Source organism: Anaerospora sp., from assembly GCF_032013335.1.
In the GTDB taxonomy this organism is placed as follows: domain Bacteria; phylum Bacillota; class Negativicutes; order Sporomusales; family DSM-15969; genus Anaerospora.
The window spans coordinates 1-19,498 of record NZ_DALZUO010000045.1 but is presented as its reverse complement, the minus strand read 5'-3'; the positions used below and the strand labels follow the sequence as shown (position 1 = coordinate 19,498).

The 19,498-nt window shown below is 43.3% G+C and carries 16 protein-coding genes and 1 other annotated feature; all 16 genes read right to left on the bottom strand.

Features of this window, described 5'->3' with window-relative positions:
• Positions 1-194 precede the first annotated feature (194 nt).
• Positions 195-1,313: an HD-GYP domain-containing protein gene (locus RTR76_RS20430; protein WP_312524448.1), complete on the bottom strand. Its 1,119-nt coding sequence runs from the start codon at positions 1,311-1,313 to the stop codon at positions 195-197.
• Positions 1,314-1,431: 118 nt separating this feature from the next.
• Positions 1,432-3,102, bottom strand: a complete 1,671-nt coding sequence (ilvB, locus tag RTR76_RS20425) for a biosynthetic-type acetolactate synthase large subunit (RefSeq protein WP_312524446.1) — start codon at positions 3,100-3,102, stop codon at positions 1,432-1,434.
• A gap of 20 nt (positions 3,103-3,122) precedes the next feature.
• Positions 3,123-4,190 carry a 3-isopropylmalate dehydrogenase gene (leuB, locus tag RTR76_RS20420; protein WP_312524444.1) on the bottom strand — a complete coding sequence of 356 codons (1,068 nt, stop codon included), beginning with the start codon at positions 4,188-4,190 and terminating at the stop codon, positions 3,123-3,125.
• Positions 4,187-4,678: a 3-isopropylmalate dehydratase small subunit gene (gene leuD / locus RTR76_RS20415; protein ID WP_312524442.1), complete on the bottom strand. Its 492-nt coding sequence runs from the start codon at positions 4,676-4,678 to the stop codon at positions 4,187-4,189. The genes leuB and leuD overlap by 4 nt, the downstream gene beginning before the upstream one ends.
• On the bottom strand, positions 4,675-5,937 hold the full coding sequence (gene leuC, locus RTR76_RS20410; RefSeq protein ID WP_312524440.1) for a 3-isopropylmalate dehydratase large subunit: 1,263 nt from the start codon (positions 5,935-5,937) through the stop codon (positions 4,675-4,677). Before leuC ends, leuD begins: the two co-directional genes overlap by 4 nt.
• Before the next feature lies 1 nt (position 5,938).
• Complete coding sequence (locus RTR76_RS20405; RefSeq protein ID WP_312524438.1) at positions 5,939-7,486, bottom strand: 2-isopropylmalate synthase; 1,548 nt, start codon at positions 7,484-7,486, stop codon at positions 5,939-5,941.
• Between the two features lie 45 nt (positions 7,487-7,531).
• Complete coding sequence (ilvN, locus tag RTR76_RS20400; protein ID WP_312524436.1) at positions 7,532-8,056, bottom strand: acetolactate synthase small subunit; 525 nt, start codon at positions 8,054-8,056, stop codon at positions 7,532-7,534.
• Between the two features lie 57 nt (positions 8,057-8,113).
• Positions 8,114-8,351 (bottom strand) — a binding site (T-box leader).
• A 362-nt stretch (positions 8,352-8,713) separates the two neighbouring features.
• A complete protein-coding gene (gene ablA, locus RTR76_RS20395) occupies positions 8,714-9,985 on the bottom strand; it encodes a lysine 2,3-aminomutase (RefSeq protein ID WP_312524435.1) in 1,272 nt (423 codons plus the stop codon).
• A gap of 69 nt (positions 9,986-10,054) precedes the next feature.
• Positions 10,055-11,455 (bottom strand): amino acid permease, encoded by a 1,401-nt coding sequence (locus RTR76_RS20390; RefSeq protein WP_396145636.1) that lies wholly within the window; start codon positions 11,453-11,455, stop codon positions 10,055-10,057.
• A gap of 438 nt (positions 11,456-11,893) precedes the next feature.
• Entirely contained in the window at positions 11,894-12,709 is an 816-nt protein-coding gene (locus RTR76_RS20385) for a 3-keto-5-aminohexanoate cleavage protein (RefSeq protein ID WP_312524433.1), read from the bottom strand.
• The gene (locus RTR76_RS20380) at positions 12,702-13,100 is read right to left on the bottom strand and encodes a hotdog fold domain-containing protein (protein ID WP_312524432.1); all 399 of its coding nucleotides are present in this window, start codon (positions 13,098-13,100) and stop codon (positions 12,702-12,704) included. Before RTR76_RS20380 ends, RTR76_RS20385 begins: the two co-directional genes overlap by 8 nt.
• 34 nt (positions 13,101-13,134) lie before the next feature.
• A complete protein-coding gene (locus RTR76_RS20375; RefSeq protein ID WP_312524431.1) occupies positions 13,135-13,887 on the bottom strand; it encodes an OAM dimerization domain-containing protein in 753 nt (250 codons plus the stop codon).
• Entirely contained in the window at positions 13,880-15,442 is a 1,563-nt protein-coding gene (locus RTR76_RS20370) for a lysine 5,6-aminomutase subunit alpha (RefSeq protein ID WP_312524430.1), read from the bottom strand. The genes RTR76_RS20375 and RTR76_RS20370 overlap by 8 nt, the downstream gene beginning before the upstream one ends.
• Positions 15,429-16,904 carry a sigma 54-interacting transcriptional regulator gene (locus RTR76_RS20365; protein WP_312524458.1) on the bottom strand — a complete coding sequence of 492 codons (1,476 nt, stop codon included), beginning with the start codon at positions 16,902-16,904 and terminating at the stop codon, positions 15,429-15,431. The genes RTR76_RS20370 and RTR76_RS20365 overlap by 14 nt, the downstream gene beginning before the upstream one ends.
• 34 nt (positions 16,905-16,938) lie before the next feature.
• A complete protein-coding gene (locus RTR76_RS20360) occupies positions 16,939-17,916 on the bottom strand; it encodes a hypothetical protein (protein WP_312524429.1) in 978 nt (325 codons plus the stop codon).
• Between the two features lie 41 nt (positions 17,917-17,957).
• Positions 17,958-18,998, bottom strand: coding sequence for an L-erythro-3,5-diaminohexanoate dehydrogenase (locus RTR76_RS20355; protein WP_312524427.1), 1,041 nt, complete (start codon positions 18,996-18,998; stop codon positions 17,958-17,960).
• Between the last annotated feature and the right edge of the window lie 500 nt (positions 18,999-19,498).

Genomic DNA, 19,498 nt, shown 5'->3' with positions numbered 1-19,498 from the left:
GGTGACAGCTTATTTATGTTAACATAACCATTTTGTTTTGTCAACATCTTTTTTTGTTTCTTTCGTGTCGCTCATTTCGGCGACTTGACTATATTACCATGGCCGTGTTTATAATGTCAATGTTTTTTTATAAAATAAGACACTACAAATACACACCGGTTATACATACTAATTATTGCCATTCTATTCATTGATTATACGGCAGATTCATTTAATTTATTAGTATTCAGCCATTGATAAGTCTCTTCTTCATCAAATACTTTATCAATGAAGGTAGTCAAATGAACGGCAAGATTAATTTCCTCCATATTCTGTACCAGTTGACCTTTGCTATCCGTAATAATTTGAACTTTAGGGCGCGTTTGTAATTCTGGAACTACTTCTGTAATCATTCCAACCTCACCAGAATTAAGCCGCACAATTGTTCCTACCGGATAAATCGCAATTTTTTCAAAGAATTTTTGTAATACTTCATCGTCAAAATGAGTTTTACCGGAAGCCATCATGATTTCATATGCTTCATGCGGCAACATGCCTTTACGATAAGGACGGTCAGAAGTCAACGCATCGTAAACATCTGCTACTGCAACTATACGTGCATACTCATGAATTTCTTTTCCCTTAAGCTGGCGGGGATAGCCGCTGCCATCATACTTTTCCTGATGTTGAAATGCAACATGACAAGACAAAAGCGATACCTGATCTTGCTGCTTGCGCAATAATTCGAATCCTAGCTCAGCATGCTCTTTAACAATACTAAATTCCTGGGGTGTTAGGCGCCCAGGCTTATTCAAGACCTCAATGGGAATAAGAATTTTACCGACATCGTGCAATAACGCGCCTAAAGCTAACTCCTTGAGCTTTTGTTCATCGTAGCATTTCGAAGTTCCCATTAGAACGGAAAGAATGCAAACATTAACAGAATGGGCAAACGTATAATCATCATACGCTCGAATATCTGTCAGATGAACTAGCGTATCTCTATTGCATATAAGCTCTGCTACAATTGCCGCGGCCGCTTGTGAGAACTTTCTAAAATCTAATTTTTGAGTTGTCCGGAAGTTTTGGAAAGCATTCTTCACCATAGTAGTAGCTTTAACGCGGGTTTCTTCTTTCACAACTTCAGGCACATCTATCACAGGTAGTAAAGGACTGTCTATATATATTGAAGCTATACCCAGGTCTCGCAAACGCTGAATATAAGATTGTTTTATTGTAACTCCGGCTGCAATAAGAACTCTTCCATCCGCAGCAAACACATTTTTCGCAACAATCATTCCCGGCGTTAGCCGTATAACCGAAATTCGCTGCATGCTTTTCCTCACTTCACTGTATTGTCAACTATGTTAATAGTAACATTAGCCCTTCAAAAATACAATTATCAGTGTATTAAGGAACCGCAGAAAAAAATCCCCCTGAAGGGGGATTAGATTAACTGCCATTTAGAGATACATATTCATCAAGTGTAGCACCTGGAGCTACCATAGGAGTAACTACATCATCCTGATCGATTTTAATAACAATTAGATACGGTTTATTATCTGAATAAGCCTTGTTAAACGCTTTAGTAAACGCTTTTTTTGTATTTACTACTGCTCCCTCAATCCCAAAGGCTTTAGCAAAAGTAACAAAGTCCATCTCCGGTATTACTGAATGGGAATAGCGATTAGGGAAATATACTTTTTGCAATTGTTTCACCATGCCCAAACAACTATTATCAATAATAATCGATATAATTGGCAACTCATGAGTAGCAACTGTAAATAATTCTGCTCCAGTCATTTTGAAACCGCCATCGCCGGCAAAATGAATGACTCTTTTATCGGGACATGCCAATTGTGCACCAATTGCTGCCGGTAATCCAAAACCCATTGTGCCTAATCCACCTGATGTAATCCAACTGCGAGGAGCTTTAATAACTAGATTTTGAGCAGCCCACATCTGATGCTGCCCTACATCTGTAACAAATGAAACGGGTAGACCATCTGTTTTTTCACAGATATGCTGCATCGCCCATTCAGCTAATAAAGGTTGTTTTCCCTTCTGTTCCGTTGCGTAATCGGTTTGCCATTGTCGGATGACCGCCCACCATTCCGCTGTATCACCTTTCTCTATAGTAGAATTGATCATTGTAATAATCTGCTTTAAGTGCCCTGTCAAGCCAATGTGAACCGCAACATTCTTATCAATCTCTGCCGGATCAACATCAATATGAATAAACTTCTTATCTGCGGCATAGCGTACTCGGTCACCGGTAACTCTGTCACTAAACCGGCTGCCAATAGCAATTATTAAATCAGCATTATGAACAGTCGCATTGGCAATTTTATGTCCATGCATTCCTGTTAGTCCCAGAAAGCAAGGATGCTTATTGGCAATACCACCAAGACCCATTAGGCTGCTGACAACTGGTATAGAACATTTTTCAGCTAAATATTGTACCTCTTGATGTACTTCCGCGGCAATTACGCCGCCGCCAATATGAATAACCGGCCTTTTTGCTTTGCTAATTACTTCAGTTGCTTCTTCTATCATCTTACGAACCGCCGGCATAGGACTCCATTCCGGCTCCGTAGGAAGAATTTGCTGACAATACTCAACTTCTGCCGTCTGTACATCCCGGGGAATATCGATTAATACCGGTCCCGGCCTCCCAAACTTAGCAATTCGAAAAGCCTGACGAATAATCTCTGGTAGTTTTTTACTGTCTTTTACCAAAAAATTGTGTTTTGTTACCGGCATAGTTATACCGGTAATGTCTACTTCCTGAAAGGCATCGCGGCCTATCAAGCTGGTTGAAACCTGCCCGGTGATCGCTACAACCGGCACAGAATCCATGAAAGCTGTCGCTAAGCCGGTAACCAGATTAGTAGCTCCCGGGCCTGAGGTTGCAATACATACTCCCACTTTTCCTGTAGCACGGGCATAGCCATCGGCCATATGAGCTGCTCCTTGCTCATGAACTGGCAGTATATGGCGGATAGGCGCATCATATAACGCATCGTATAGAGGCAAGATCGCTCCACCGGGATAACCAAAGACAGTATCTACATTTTGTTCCACCAAGCAACGAATAATTGCCTGAGCTCCCGTTATTTTCACTCATCTCACCTCGTTTTCGTTTAAAGACGCTCCGTCACCAGTCGTCCCATTTCTTCAGTGGATACCTGGGTTAACCCTTTTTTATATAAATCAGCCGTTCTGTAGCCGTCTTCAAGTACTCTGGCAACTGCAGCTTCAATGCAGTCAGCAATTGCAACTGCATCCAATGAATGCCGAAATAACATGGCTGCCGACAAAATCGTCCCTAAGGGATTGGCAATGCCCTTACCTGCTATATCAGGAGCTGAGCCATGTATAGGCTCATATAACCCTGGTCCATCGCCAATACTGGCTGATGGCAGCATACCGATCGATCCGGTAAGAACCGCCGCTTCATCGCTCAAAATATCACCGAAAAGATTGCTGGTTACAATCACGTCAAATTGGTTGGGCGCAAGTACTAATTGCATCGCGCAGTTATCAACATAGAGATGCTGTAAGGAAATATCAGCAAAACGTTGTGCCGTTTTCTCTGCTGTTCTGCGCCATAAGCGAGAAGTAGCAAGTACATTGGCCTTATCAACCGAGGTAATCTGACCACGCCGCTGGCGAGCCACTTTACATGCCATACTAACAATCCGGCTGATTTCACTGTCACTATAGCATTCCGTATCCCGAGCTTCCTCTATACCATTGACGATTGTTCCTTCTAAACGTTCACCATAATAAATCCCGCCATTTAACTCGCGAACGATGACCATATCCACTCCGGCTACCACTTCCGGTTTTAATGGCGAATGTTCGACCAGTGAAGGATATACCCGAATCGGCCGTAAATTTGCATAGAGGCCTAATGCCTTGCGTAGACCTAAAATCGCCTTTTCCGGACGAAGCTGCGGTTCAACAGCATCCCAGGCCGGGCCGCCTACTGCTCCTAATAGCACAGCATCACTTTGCATACAGGCAGTCAGGGTTGCTTCCGGCAGCGGTATACCTATACGGTCAATTGCCGCACCACCGGCATAATGAGCCTCAAAATCAATGTTTAATCTTCCTTTTACGGCTGCTTGCTGACAAACCTGTTTGGCAGCCTCCGTTATTTCAGGGCCAATTCCATCACCTGGAATAAGAGTTATTTTCCTAGTCATGACTTAACCTCCTTCAATAAGTTGATTAAGCCGCCAGCCTGAGCAATTTCTTGTACAAAAGCAGGCAATGGTGGTGCTTGAAATGTTTCACCGGTACGTACATTGTTTACCGTGCCTGCATTTATATCAATACGCAGAAAATCTCCAGATGAAATCCGGTTAACTGCTTCACCAATTTCCAGCAAGGGCAGCCCAATATTAATTGCATTGCGATAAAAAATACGTGCAAAGCTATCGGCTACTATGCAACTAATGCCAGATGCTTTTATAGCGACCGGTGCATGTTCTCGTGATGACCCGCAGCCAAAGTTGCGCCCTGCAACGATAATATCTCCCGTTTTCACTAACCCTGCAAAGGCAGGATCAATATCTTCCATACAGTGAATTGCTAATTCATCAGGCTTAGAGGTATTGAGATAACGGGCTGGAATAATGACATCCGTATCCACATTGTCTCCATAACGCCAGATCTTTCCTTCCAAAATCATCTTAACACCTCCTGCGGTCCGGCAATTCTGCCCATTACGGCACTCGCTGCCGCCACTGCCGGTCCTGCCAAATACACTTCACTGTCGACATGCCCCATTCTTCCCCGGAAATTGCGGTTAGTAGTTGATACAGCTCTTTCTCCTGCAGCCAATATACCCATATATCCTCCCAAACAAGGTCCGCATGTAGGTGTACTGACAACAGCACCAGCCCGGATAAATGTTTCAATATACCCTGCTGCCAATGCATCAAGATAGACTTGTTGGCTGCCTGGAATGATGATAGTACGGACATCGGGATGTACCGGCTGCTCGCTAAGAATTGCCGCCGCCTGAGCGAGATCCTCTAATCTTCCGTTTGTACAGGAGCCGATTACAACTTGGTGAATAGCAAGCGTATTTACTTCGGTGACAGGACACACATTTTCAGGCAAATGTGGCAGAGCAACCACTGGTGTAAGAGTATGCAAGTCGATCGTTATTGTACTTGCATAGCACGCATCATGGTCTGCAGCTATTTGTTGATAAGGCTTTTGCACACGGCCATTCATATACGCTTCTGCAATAGCATCGATAGGGAAGATTCCATTTTTCGCTCCTGCTTCTATTGCCATATTAGCGATAGTAAACCGATCAGCCATAGAGAGAGACTGAATACCCTCGCCGCAAAATTCCAGTGCCTGGTAGCGTGCTCCATCAACACCTATTTTGCCGATTAAAGTAAGAATAACATCCTTACCGCTGACCCATTGGGGTAACTGCCCCTTTAACTCAACCTTAATGCTGGAAGGAACCTTAAACCATGTCTGGCCTGTAGCCATTGCTGCGCCTGCATCGGTTGATCCCACACCTGTTGCAAAAGCACCAAGCGCACCATATGTACAGGTATGAGAGTCAGCTCCAATAATTACTTCTCCGGGAACGATTAAGCCTTGTTCAGGCAATAATACATGTTCAATTCCCATTCTTCCAACTTCAAAATAATTTTTAATACTATTTTCCTTAACAAACTCCCGCATTTCCTTCGCCATCTCGGCCGACTTAATATCCTTATTGGGTGTAAAATGATCAGGCACTAATACAATTTTGTCAGTATCAAATACCGGGCGCCCAATGCGGAAAAACTCTTTAGCTGCTGGAGGAAAAGTAATGTCATTTGCAAGTACAATATCTACCTGGCACTGTATAAGCTGTCCGGGCTCAACCGCATCAAGGCCGGCATGACGAGCCATAATTTTTTCAGTCATGGTCATTGCCATCTTATAACCCTCCTGTTAACTGTTTATCCTCGGGGTACCCGCAGGCTGCAATCATTTTATTGATAGCACTCATGTATGCCCGCGCACTCGCTTCAATCACATCGGTGCTCAACCCACGGCCAATAAAACTGCGTTCATCCCGTTCCAGCCATACTGTTGCTTCTCCCAAAGCATCTTCTCCTGAAGTAACCGCTCTCAATTGATAGTCCTTTAAGCATACCGAAAAGCCGACGGCCTTTTCAATTGCCTTAAAAATAGCATCTACCGGTCCGTCACCACAGCAGGCCTGCTCAACAGGGCCCGACTCGGTTTCCAGGCGTACAGAAGCAGTAGCCATAGTTTGATTGCCGCTGATGACATGATGATAAGCAAGACGGTACCAGGTATCCATGGCCTTTTGACGATCAGCAATTAATGCTTCAATATCCCGGTCATACACTATCTTTTTGCGATCTGCCAACTCTTTAAATTCAATAAACAAACTATTAATTTTATCTTCCGGTAATTCATAACCTAACTGGCAGATGCGCTCTTCAAAGGCATGACGGCCTGAGTGTTTGCCTAATATGATAGAGTTGCGGCTTACGCCTACCGTTTCCGGATTAATAATTTCATATGTTAATGGATTATTTAAAACACCATGCTGGTGAATACCTGACTCATGTGCAAAAGCATTATCGCCCACTACCGCTTTATTAGGTGGAACAGCGATTCCTGTTAGAGCGCTTACAAGTCTCGATGTACGGTAAATCTGCCGACTCTCAATATTAGTTACTGCCTGATAATATTCTTTTCGCGTTGCCAGCGCCATCACCAGCTCTTCCAAAGCAGTATTGCCCGCTCTCTCGCCCAGCCCGTTTATCGTACACTCAATCTGGCTAGCACCGTTTTCGATCGCTGCTAGCGAGTTCGCTACCGCCAAGCCTAAATCATCATGACAGTGAACACTAATAGCAGCTTGATGAATGTTTACTACATGTTGGCTGATGTGCTTAATCAAGCTGCCAAACTCTCCCGGTGTTGAGTAACCGACGGTATCAGGCACATTAATAACAGTTGCACCTGCTGCTATAGCAGCCGAATATACTCGGCAGAGGAACTCTCTGTCTGACCGGGATGCATCTTCGGCAGAAAACTCAATGTCAGAAGTAAACTGTTTGGCATACCGTACTGCCTGCTCAGCCTGTGCCAGAGCCTGTTCTCTGGTCATTTTCAGCTTATATTCCAGATGAAGATCACTGGTTGCAAGAAAAATATGAATCCGTGGGCTTTCCGCTTTTTTCAAAGCTTCTTTAGCCGCATCAATATCTTTCACATATGCTCTTGCCAGGGCGGCCACCGACACTCCTTTTACTGCAGCTGCAATTTGACTTACCGCTGCAAAATCGCCGGGAGAAGCAATGGGAAACCCGCCTTCAATAACATCGACTCTCAGCCTGGACAAAGCCTGAGCGATCTCCACTTTTTCTCTTGCATCCAGACAAACTCCCGGTGTTTGTTCACCGTCACGCAAAGTGGTATCAAAGATCTTAATCGTATTGGCAGTCATATTTTTCTCCTCCTGCATTTTTTCATATAACATTACGGTGGCTATCTATAATACACTCTGTTCAATTTCCGCGCAGCTTTCATTCTCATAAATGGTTGTTGTCCCCCGGGCTAAACCGACCAGACCGGTACGAATCATCTCAAGAATTCCATAGGGCTGCAATACCTCTGTGAAAGCATCAATTTTTTCTTCATCTCCGGTAATTTCCAAAGTTAACGTTTGTTCTTTCAAGTCAATTACACTAGCCCTAAATACCTCGGCCAGCTTTAAAACATCTGTACGACGGTCACCGGCATTAATTTTTAATAAAGCCATTCCCCGGGTAACGGACGCATCTGGAGGTAAAATCCGCACTGCCAGGACTTCGACTAATTTGCTTAATTGCTTAACCACTTGTGTAATGATAGCTTCGTTGCCATAAACAACAACAGTAATTCGCGAATACTCAGGTACTTGGGTAATGCCTACAGTCAGACTATCAATATTAAATCCTCTTCGGGAAAACATGCTGACCACCCTCACTAGCACCCCAGGTTGATTTTGCACGAGAATAGATAAGACTTGTTTCACAATACCCCTCCTGCTCTTTAATGATAAAAACGCCCCTATTGGCAGATTAGCTCTGCCAATAGGGGCGTTCAAAACGCGGTACCACCCTACTTGGAACTCTTACGCTGTTATTCAGCTAACTGTATCGCAGTTTGGCGCCTTAATCTACCATACACACATTCTCCCTATTAAAACCACGTATGTATGCTCAACTAAGATGTTCCTGGGTGAGTATAGCAATCTCCTGTACCGGTTCACAGCCAACACCGGCTCTCTGAAACAGACTTAACTGCTTAATCCCAATCATCACGTTCTTTATTTATTTATTCGACACATTTGTCCGCCAATACAGAACATGTTTTACAATAAATCGTTACATTGTATACATTATCCCAGTGCTTTTACTCTTTGTCAAGCAATTTCCTAACAATTTAGTAACCCCTTGAAAAATTGCCTTTAGAAAATAGAAAAACCCCAGCAAGAAAATTCCTTTATGGAACCTTCCGCTGGGGTCTTTTATACCCACGGTGTTGGCTCAACACTGAGCCCTGTGTCACTCGGACCTGCACCTTAACAGCCGGAACCCTAGACACACTCCCATTCTGTATACACTGTACTTTTCTGTATTGTAACAAAGGGCAATCGTCTTCGTCAAGTGTTTTTTACTATTCTAAAACATTATTTAACTGCTTGTAATGCTGCTTTACCTTTTTCTGTTTTTAACTGCACCGGAGGCTCCAGCGAACAGGTTTCCCCACTTAATAGAGCAGTTAGCCCGATTTTTATATCCCTATGGTAACCACCGCATACTTCACAAGGCATCTCGGGATCAACAACATGCCGAGGTTCCGTATATGTCGTAAAAACACCTTCATAATTCCGTAAAATATATTTACCAGAGTTCTGTGAAACCAAATATTGCGGCATAACCGGTATTTTCCCCCCACCGCCTGGAGCGTCTACCACATAAGTTGGTACAGCAAGACCAGAAGTGTGTCCCCTCATGTATTCAATGGCTTGAATCCCCGAACTGATTGGTGTTCTGAAATGCTGTATCCCCTTGGACATATCACATTGATAAATATAATACGGTCGTACCCTAATTGCCAGTAAATCCTGCATTAATTTTTTAATTAATTCCGGGCAGTCGTTTACGCCCTTAAGTAATACTGCTTGATTGCCCAGCGGTATGCCCGCATCTGCAAGTTGAGCGCAAGCTTTCCTTGAAGCAGGCGTAATCTCATTAGGGTGATTAAAATGAACATTTACATAAATCGGGTGATACTGTTTCAACATTTCACAAAGGGCCGGCGTAATTCTTTGTGGCAGAACTACGGGTGTACGTGTTCCAAAACGGATGATCTCGACATGTTTAATCTGCCGCAATTCTTTCAAGATATATTCAATCAGCTCATCACTAAGCAGAAAAGCATCGCCGCCGGATAATACTACATCCCGAACTACCGGTGTTTCCTTAATATATTGAATGCAATTATCAATTTGCTGTTTTGTACGAGCCTGATCGCAGGCGCCTGCTAAACGCCGCCGCGTGCAGTGCCGGCAGTACATGGAGCACTGATCGGTAACCAACAACAGCACCCTGTCAGGATAGCGGTGTGTTAATCCAAATACAGGAGAATCTTTGTCCTCATGCAGCGGATCTGCCATATCGAAATGGCTATAATCCAGTTCAGCAGATGTCGGCACAGCTTGCTTTCGAATAGGACAGCACAAATTTTGAGTATCAATCAGAGTTGCGTAATAAGGTGTAATTGCCATTCTTAAGCTTTGCAGACAATTGTTAATTCCCTCTTCCTCTTCCGCAGTCAGCGGAATCACCTGTTTAAGTTCCTCCGGAGATGTAATACGGTTGGCTACCTGCCACCGCCAGTCCTGCCAGTCTTCTTCTTTTACATTAGCCCATAGGGGAATATCGCGATAGTTTCTCATTTTTAACCCCCTCCTAAACATACAATTTCTTATATTGAGACTTGCAGCAGCATTATGCCTTATGAATCATCACCCGGTATGTCGGCTTAAATCTACTTTATCCAAAGGAATTAGTTTCGTTTTCTTTGAGTATTTATAGCCTACATATGCCGCTATGAATACTGGAATTCCAATATAGGATACAGCTACGCCATACCAGTCGATTGTCCCACCAAGAAAGGCGTTATAGTTTTGCCCGATAATAACGACAAAGCACAGTACAAAGGCAAATATCGGCCCAAACGGAAACCATTTTGCTTTGTACTTGAGTTCTTTCAAATCGTGACCTTGCTTAATGAAGGCTCTCCTGAAACGATAATGACTGATGGCAATTCCCAGCCAGGCAATGAATCCGATAACACCGGTAATATTCAGCAGCCAAGTATAGGCTGTACCATCTCCTACTAGCGAAGTCAAAAAAGCAAATAGTCCGAAGACAGTCGTTGCATATAATGCATTAGCCGGAACCCCTCTGCTGTTTACCTTACTAAAAATCTGAGGAGCTTTCCCTTCTCTAGATAAAGCAAATAGCATCCGCGAGGAAGCATAGAGAGAGGAACTACCTGCCGACAGTACCGATGAAAGAATAACTGCATTCATAATAGAAGCAGCCGCACCTAAGCCTGCATGCGAGAATACCAACGTAAACGGACTGACTGCAATATTCTCGATATCGTTTTTAAGCAAATTCTCATCCGTATAAGGCAGTAAAAAACCAATAATCAATAAAGCACCAATATAAAATAACAGAATACGCCAAAATACAGTATTAATTGCCTTCGGCACATTTTTTTCAGGATTTTCACTCTCGCCTGCGGCAATACCCACTAATTCCGTTCCCTGGAAAGAGAAGCCAGCTATCATAAAAATACTTAATATAGCGCCAAATCCACCAACAAAAGGTGCTTCGCCAATGTTCCAGTTAGTAAACCCTGGTGATGGCACGCTGCCAAAGCCAAAAAGGACTACAACTCCCACAAACAGAAAAACGACAACAGTAATAACTTTAATCCCGGCAAACCAGAATTCACTTTCACCATATGCCCTTGTCGATAATAAATTTAAAACAAAAAGCATCAGTAAAAAAATGCCACTCCAAACTATGGAGGGAATATCAGGAAACCAAAACTTCATAATAATGGCACCGGCTACCAATTCCACCGCCAGACAGGAAGCCCAATTCAACCAGTAATTCCAGCCAACGGCAAACCCAAGGGCTGGATCGACAAATCGATTGGCATACGTACCAAAAGCCCCGGATACAGGCAAATATGTCGCCATCTCTCCCAGACTGGTCATCAAAAAATAAACCATGATTCCAATTACACCATAGGCCAATAGTGCCCCGCCTGGTCCTGCCGTGCTGATAGACGCGCCACTGGCTACAAATAATCCGGTACCAATGGCACCGCCAATGGCAATCATATTCATATGGCGGGCCTGCAGACTCCGTTTCAATTCACCTGTTTCTGCTTGTACCGTATTTGCACTAATAATTTGATTCTTTTCAGTTTTTAAATTGCTGCTCATAGGACTCACTCCTTTATTTACTTTAGCCGGGGAAAGATCGACTCCGGACATCAGGAGTTTTCTATTAATTCAGTTTTTTTATGATGAGTCTCGAATTACATCATCGGTTCACCTCGCCCCTATCTTTATCGATAAGTAATTGCACATATCATGCCAAGGTGAATCCGATCCTATAAGCAGCACATATCCCACTATAGACTGAATTTATCATTATGCTTTCTTGTTATCTGCCCAAATGTTGGCATAGAGTTTGCCAGCAAGGGTTAAGATAGTTGAATATCCATAATTATACTAGTGCCCAAAAGTCGGCTATACGCCAAATTTTGGGCATCAAAAATTTTACCGGACTAAGCCCAGTATTACCCGCGCTTCATCAGGTGTCGCAATTGGACGCCCTAATTCACCAGCAATCCTTACCATACGTTCTACGAGTTGAACATTGCTGTCAGCGAGAACGCCCTTGGCGTAATATACATTATCTTCAAAGCCGACACGCACATGTCCGCCCATTGCTGCAGCTATTGTTGCCAAGGGTAATTCATACCGGCCGATTCCAGCTACTGTCCACGTACATCCGGGCGGCAGCGACTCAACAAGATGAATTAAATGCTTTGGCTCACCTGCGATTCCGCCTGGAACACCCATAACAAAATCAAAATGAAGCGGTAATTGCAAAATACCTTTTTTAACCAGGGATAATGCATTATGAATCATACCAACCTCAAAGACCTCTATTTCCGGCTTGACTCCCTGTTCCACCATTACTTTTGCAAATTCTGCAATCATGGGCAACGGATTAGCAAATATCTCTTCTCCGAAATTTACTGTTCCTGTTGTAAGTGTCGCCATCTCCGGTTTTAATTCGATTGGCTGCAAGCGTTCAGCTGCCCCCATCCATGACGCACCACCGGTTGATGTTTGAATAATCACGTTGCATTCTTTTTTTATCAAACGAATTGTCTCTTGGAATACAGCTTTAGACTGCGTAGCTTTCCCTTCAGCATCTCTAACATGCAGATGAATAATTGCTGCGCCTTTTTCAGCACAGCGAACTGCCTCTTCAGCAATTTCCTGAGGAGTCAGTGGCAGATTGGGATTATCTTGGCGCGATGTTTCGGCTCCCACCGGAGCAACAGTTATAATTAACTTATTCAATCTGTTCCCCCCTCTGCTTCTCCTTCGGAACCATACAAGTACCGCTGGCAGTACAAACCACCACCGGTACCTGCAATACCGTAGCAGCCGAATCATGCTTACCATTCGTCTCTAAGGCAATTACTTTTTTCGCTACAAACTCCATACGACGCGAAGTATTACCGGTCTTCACAATACTGCCCCGTGCTTCAATAAAATCACCCGCATAAACCGGAGCCTTAAATTCAACTTTATCATAGGCTACAAACAGCCCTTCATCTCCATCACTGCGGATTAACAGTTCTGTAGCCACGTCGCCGAACAAGTCCAGCATACGCGATCCATTTACTAAGCCCCCTGCGTAGTGTGCATCATGTTCACTCATTCTCAATCGAATTAAAGCTTCCTCCATAGTCCTACCACTCCTTTGCCAAAATCGGTATTTTTTATACGGCTGTTGTATTCATCCCGAATTTTCCTTCCTGTACAAGAAAAGAAGCAACATGCTCTGCATAAGTATTAGGTCCGAAACCGGCATCATATCCCAATTCCTTAGCTAACTCATGAGTAATTCGCGGTCCGCCTACGACTAAAGTCAGCTTATCTCTCAATCCTTCAGCCTCAAGCATATCAGCCAACTTCGTAAGGTTCGTGATATGTATGTTCTTTTGAGTTACAACCTGAGATATTAAAATGGCATCCGCCTGGATGTCATACGCTTTACGGATAACCTCCTCGCAGGAAACCTGAGCTCCCATATTCACCGCATTAATTTCGTGATAGCTTTCCAGTCCTTTATGACCATTAAAACCTTTCATATTCATAATAGCGTCAATACCTACCGTATGGGCATCGCTTTCAATACAGGCACCTAGCACATTCAATTTACGTCTGACCGTATGCTTAATAAACTCATCAACTTCTTTTTTGGACAGTACTTGCAAGGCAACGTCTGGCGCCACAATTTTAGTAACATCTACACCTTCCCGGCATTTTGCATAAATAATAAAGAAACTAAAGGTATCGCTGATCTCTCCGGCATGAACAACTACCGGCTCTGAAAGCCCCATTTTTACAACCAGCTGCCTGGCCGCTTCTTTCGTCGCATTGTTTAATGGCACCGGCAGAGTAAACGATAACTGAACCATTCCGTCATCCAAAGTGTCGCCGTATGGTCTGACATTTGTCAAATCAGTCATTCTCATTTCCTCCTTGCAGCATCAGCGGAATAAATGGATTCAAGTAGCCTGGCTCTCTCTGGAAAACGCCCTCTAATCCTTTACCGCCTTCAGGAGAACGACTAATTTCTGCAAAATATCCCTTCGCTAAGGCTTCCATTAAGCCAATACCGGCAATCTGCTCTAATAAACCGATTGTATTATCCAATACCTCTTTTGCCCGCTGCTCAATAAATCCCCCTGGCCGAAAACAAATTTCATCTGCTAAATCGCGCATGGTATTGAAAACATACTTTGCTGACTCAATACTGAGAAACCGGTCCTGAATATGCGGTGTATGAATCGCTTCTGTTAACATTCCTAGCAAATGAAGCCCCTGGCCAGTCATGATAGAGCACGCATTGAATAACGTATCCTGCACATGTCCTTTGAAGATATTTCCAGTCATATATTTAGTTGGCGGCATATATTTGATCGGGCTGTTAGGAAAAACTTCTCTAACTAGCTGCGCCTGTGACAATTCATAAAGAAAACCATTTGTTACATTGGGATCAATTTCAAAGGCATGCCCAAGGCCTAACTGACCGGAATGCATTCCGCACCGAAAGGCAAATTGCTCATTAATTAGTTCCGAAGCCAAAACTGTATGGGCAGCTTCTATAGCATCAGCAGTTGTTAAGTAATTATCTTCACCAGTATTGATAATGATACCAGCGTATCCATTAATTAAGCGGGAAAAAAACTGATCAACAAAAGTACGCTTCATATTGATATCTCTGAAGATAATTCCATACATGGAATCGTTCAGCATAACGTCCAGTCGTTCCAGCGCTCCCATTGCCGCTATTTCCGGCATACATAATCCGGAACAATAGTTTGTCAGATAAATATAGCGATTCACTTCTTTGCTGACTTCATCTAAGGCTTGCCGAAGTATCCGGAAATTTTCTTGAGTAGCGTAAGTACCGCCAAAACCGGTTGTAGTTGCTCCATATGGAACATAATCCAATAAACTCTGCCCGGTAGTACGAATGACTGCAATAATATCTGCTCCCTGGCGGGCTGCGGCCTGTGCCTGAATCGCATCTTCATAAACATTACCGGTAGCCACAATAACATATAACATTGGTTCTGGCCCCTTGCCGTGGCAGGCTATTAATTCAGATCGCTCTTTGCGGCGGATGCGTATTTTCTCTAAGGCATCTTTAACCAATCTGTCAGCTACTGTTAAAATTTCCTCATCTGTTTTCTGCGGTAATTGTTCCAGAGCAAGCTGCCCGTCAACTACTGCCTCGGCAATCTGCTGGGGTGATTGCTGTAAATGGAGCATGGCATTAACCAGCCAGTAGACAACACCTTTTCCCAATACCCCTGCTTTTTGTAAATAATTTACCACTCCATTGACCAGCGGCACTTCAGCTCGATCAACACCGTCAATACCTAGCAGCCTTAATATTGCCCTTTCTACCGTTACAGTAGAATGATCATTAATATACGTTTGTATCTGATCTACAATTTGCCCCGCTAATTCTCTCCCCCGGGCAATTTTTGCTTCATCTAAATTAAGTTTTTTCAACTTGGCCGCTCCCCCCCATAACGAAATTATTATTTCTAATGCGGTCAATTAGTCCATGAGTCTTTAGCTTGTATTGTATAGTCTGACGGGGTATACCCAAATACGCTGCCGTGCGAGAGATATTTCCCCCAAATTGCGCTAAAGCCTGTATTAGCGTCGTTCTTTCTACATGTTTTAAAATTGACGGCAGGCTCTGTCCTTCCTCAAAATGATAAGACTGTTCATCCTCTACTACGGCATATTGCCGTAAGTGCTCCGGTAGATGATCAACTGAAATAAATGGTCCCGAAACAACATTCATGGCATGCTCAATAGCATGCTGAAGCTCACGAACATTCCCCGGCCAAGTATATCTGTAAAAAATTTCACTTACTTCTTCTCTGATGCCTTCCACATGACAGCCTAACTTAGCATTGTACAGATTAATAAAATGTACTACTAGCCCAGGTATATCACTCTTGCGCTCACGCAGAGGAGCTACCCGCAGTGAAACGACATTAAGCCTGTAATATAGATCAATTCGCAATTCTTTATTGCGCACGGCCTCTTCTGGATCCACATTGGTACAAGTAATAATTCTGGTATTCACTTCTCTAACATGAGTATCACCAACGCGGCGTAAGCTGCCGTCCTGCAAGACCCTTAACAGCTTGCTCTGCAGTTCCATAGGCATTGAATTGATCTCATCCAGAAACAGCGTTCCCCCATCGGCCAGTTCAAATAGGCCTGGGCGGTTTTCTGCACCGGTAAAACTGCCTTTGACTGTACCGAATAAAATACTTTCCAATAATGTTGCCGGAAAAGCAGCACAATTTTGAGCAATGAAAGGTCCATTCTTACGCGTAGATGCGTTATGAATTGACTGTACTACCAGCTCTTTGCCGGCACCAGTTTCACCAATTACTAAAATAGGCGAAGATGTCGCCGCCACTCGCTGTCCTATTACTTTTAATTTAACGATGGAATCGTGGCTGCCGATAATATCATTAAATGTATATTTGGCAAACTTCACTTCCCGCATCTTTGCTTTTTCCTTATTTGCTCCTTTAGTTCCCAGCAATTCCACCTGAAGGTCCATGACTTGTTCAGAAAGCTCTTTAATTTTGGTAATATCCCGTGACATATCGCAGGCACCAACTAACTTACCTTCACGATAAAGGGGAATTGTAGAATAGTGAATTGTGATAATTCTGCCATTTCTGCTTACAATTGTTTGCTGCTGATTCATTATCGGTTTTCCGCTGGCTAAGACCTCCATCAGACTACTTGTTTCCAACGTTAGCGAAGGGTATACCTGCAGCACATGCTTTCCGATAACATCTGCAGGCTGTAAACCTTCTACTTCTGCCGCAGTCTCGTTATAAAAGATTGTCATACCCGCACAATCAACAATATGTACGCCTTGGTCAACCTGATTTAATACCAAATCAAGACAACAATCATAGCCAGCTAATTGATTCACCAAAATATTTCCCCCTTTATCGCGGTGGCCAATATTAATATTTTGCCTCTCGCATTATGTCAATTACAGGTAACGGAGCTAACGCTTTTCCCATTTCCTGTAATAATACTTCGGCATCAAACCCCTTGCCACCTGGATAGGTTGGATTTATTGTTAGTCCTAATAGACAAATCGGGTTTAGCACCATTAACTGAATACTGCGAGCCCGCAGCTGGCGCCATAAAGTAGTCGTAATAAATACTTTACTGCCATCCTGTACTATAATCAGCGGTGTCCCACTTTGCCTTAGTAAAGCTTGCGCCAAACTATCACTTACTGCTCCCTTAATAAGTATTGCATCACAGTCTTCGTTGAGGACCTTATGCCATTCTGATGGGCTCATCAGAGCTGTATGTACCGACACTTCTCGAACTATTCCCGCTTTTACTGTCATCACTTTTGCTTGGTATTTTTCAAATAAATTTTGATAAAAACCGTCACATGCTGGCAGTGTTAGCTGCTCTATCCGGCTTTTTGTCATTAAAATTAACTCAGCTAAATCGCGGCTTACTGTTGCCCCGCAGGCCAGTATTACCTGACGGCTGACCAACGGATCAGCTGAACTTTGACGATCAAAAGCCCCATCGATAAGAATACACCGTGCTCCCCATTTCGCTAAACAGGTCAGTATATCTTTAACATCGCTATTTTTACTTGGCCCTGCAAGTACTACTTTATTTATAGCTTTCGCCCGAAGGATGATAACTTTCCCTAGAGGAGTCAAAATATTAGTAACCTGCAAACAATCCCAAACGCTATTATCTACAATCATTTTCTCGGCAGTAGCCACTATCGTCCCTGGCTGCACCACTATTCCTGGTTTTTCCAGGTTTGTTAAGGCATCAAACGTCTCTCCATCCCGGCCAATAGAGGTCAGCCCCAATACGTAACCTTCCTTATGAATAGTCTTTTGTACATAATTCAGAGTTACTGTTTTTCCGACGTTTTTAGCCATACCAACGATTGTTATCACAGCAGGCTGCTTCTGAAGAAGTTCTTGCCAGGCAAACATCTCTACGAGTAAAGCTCCTCAAAGGTTTTTAAAAGAACGGGATTCTCTCTGACTGTTTGTAGTGCAATCACTGCGTGATCCCGGCAATAGCCATTACCAACCAACATGGTTACGTCTTTTCCTATCCCTTCTGCCCCAAGAGCAGCGCCGGTAAAGCTTGTTGCCATACTAAAGAAATAAACTGTTCCTCTTTCCTTTGTCGCCATAATCGAACCCATTTCCGTACCCGGGATATTAACACAGTTGATTACTACGTCAACAAGCTCGCCATTTGTAGCATCTGAAACAGCCTTCATTACTGCTAGCGGGTCAGTGGCATCTACCTGAATAACAATATCGGCATGTGCCATTTTGCGCATTCTGTCACAGCTTCCCTTGCTGGAACCTAAGCCAATAACTTTTCCCGTAACACCGGCCCTTTTTTTGGCTTCATATAAACAGAGCATTCCTGATTTGCCACCACCGCCAATAACAAGCACGTTCTGACCTGGGCGTACCAAATGCGCGGTCTGTGCCGGAGCTCCGGCAACATCTAATATTGCCAGTGCCAGTGAAGGTGACATATCTTCTGGCAAAACTGCATATATACCGCTGCTAAATAAAATTGCCTGAGCATCTACTTCTACTTGCTCTTTTTCCAGGTGAATCTTTTTTATTTTATTAATTTTTAAGGGTGTCAAGGAAAGTGATACTAACGTAGCAATCCTGTCGCCAACTTTTACCGGAGTTTTTCCTGCCCATGCTGAACCAATTTTGCTAACAGTCCCCATCAGCATGCCGCCCGATCCGGTTACCGGATTATGATGTTTACCACGCTTCTCAACAGTTTCAAGCATAATTCTTTCCATTTCGTCCGGGTTTCCTTGGGCTTGTTTTTTAATTTGTGTAAAACTGGCTGCGTCAATATTTAATGTATCTACCTCAATTAATAATTCGTTATTATATATATCCATGGTATTGTCAATTTTCCATGCTGGCTGAGGTAAAATACCGATTGGCTCCAAAGTCCGATGTGTCCCAAATTGGCATCCGTTTTTTTCCATAATAAATTCCCTCCATCCTTTTTTGGCAGTACTTACTACACTGATACTACATTGTGCAGCTAATCTATGGATTTTAACTCCCTCCTTACTTCCATTCTGATGCTTACGTCCTCATTATCGTTATAATGCAAATTCCGTACCAACAAGTTGAATTCTCTCCGCCCAGTCTATATAGGGTTAAATTGCTTCTATACAATATGCTTTCTGCCCAAATTTCAGCACATCATATCATTAATCTATAAAGAACGGCTTCTTTAACTGCCCATTTTTCAGCATTAACTGCCCATTTTTCAGCGCTAAACGAAAATAAAATGAAAAAAATTCAGCACTTACTTTTACTGACTATATATTTTTCTATGAAATACAAAAAAGCACTTACATAGTAAGTGCTTGGCTAATCAAATTGATTTTTTTTCAATAGACAAAGCAAAAAAGCACTCACATGTGTAAGTGCTTTTTGTCTAATCAGCGACTCCCTATCCTCCCAGGCCGTTTCCAGC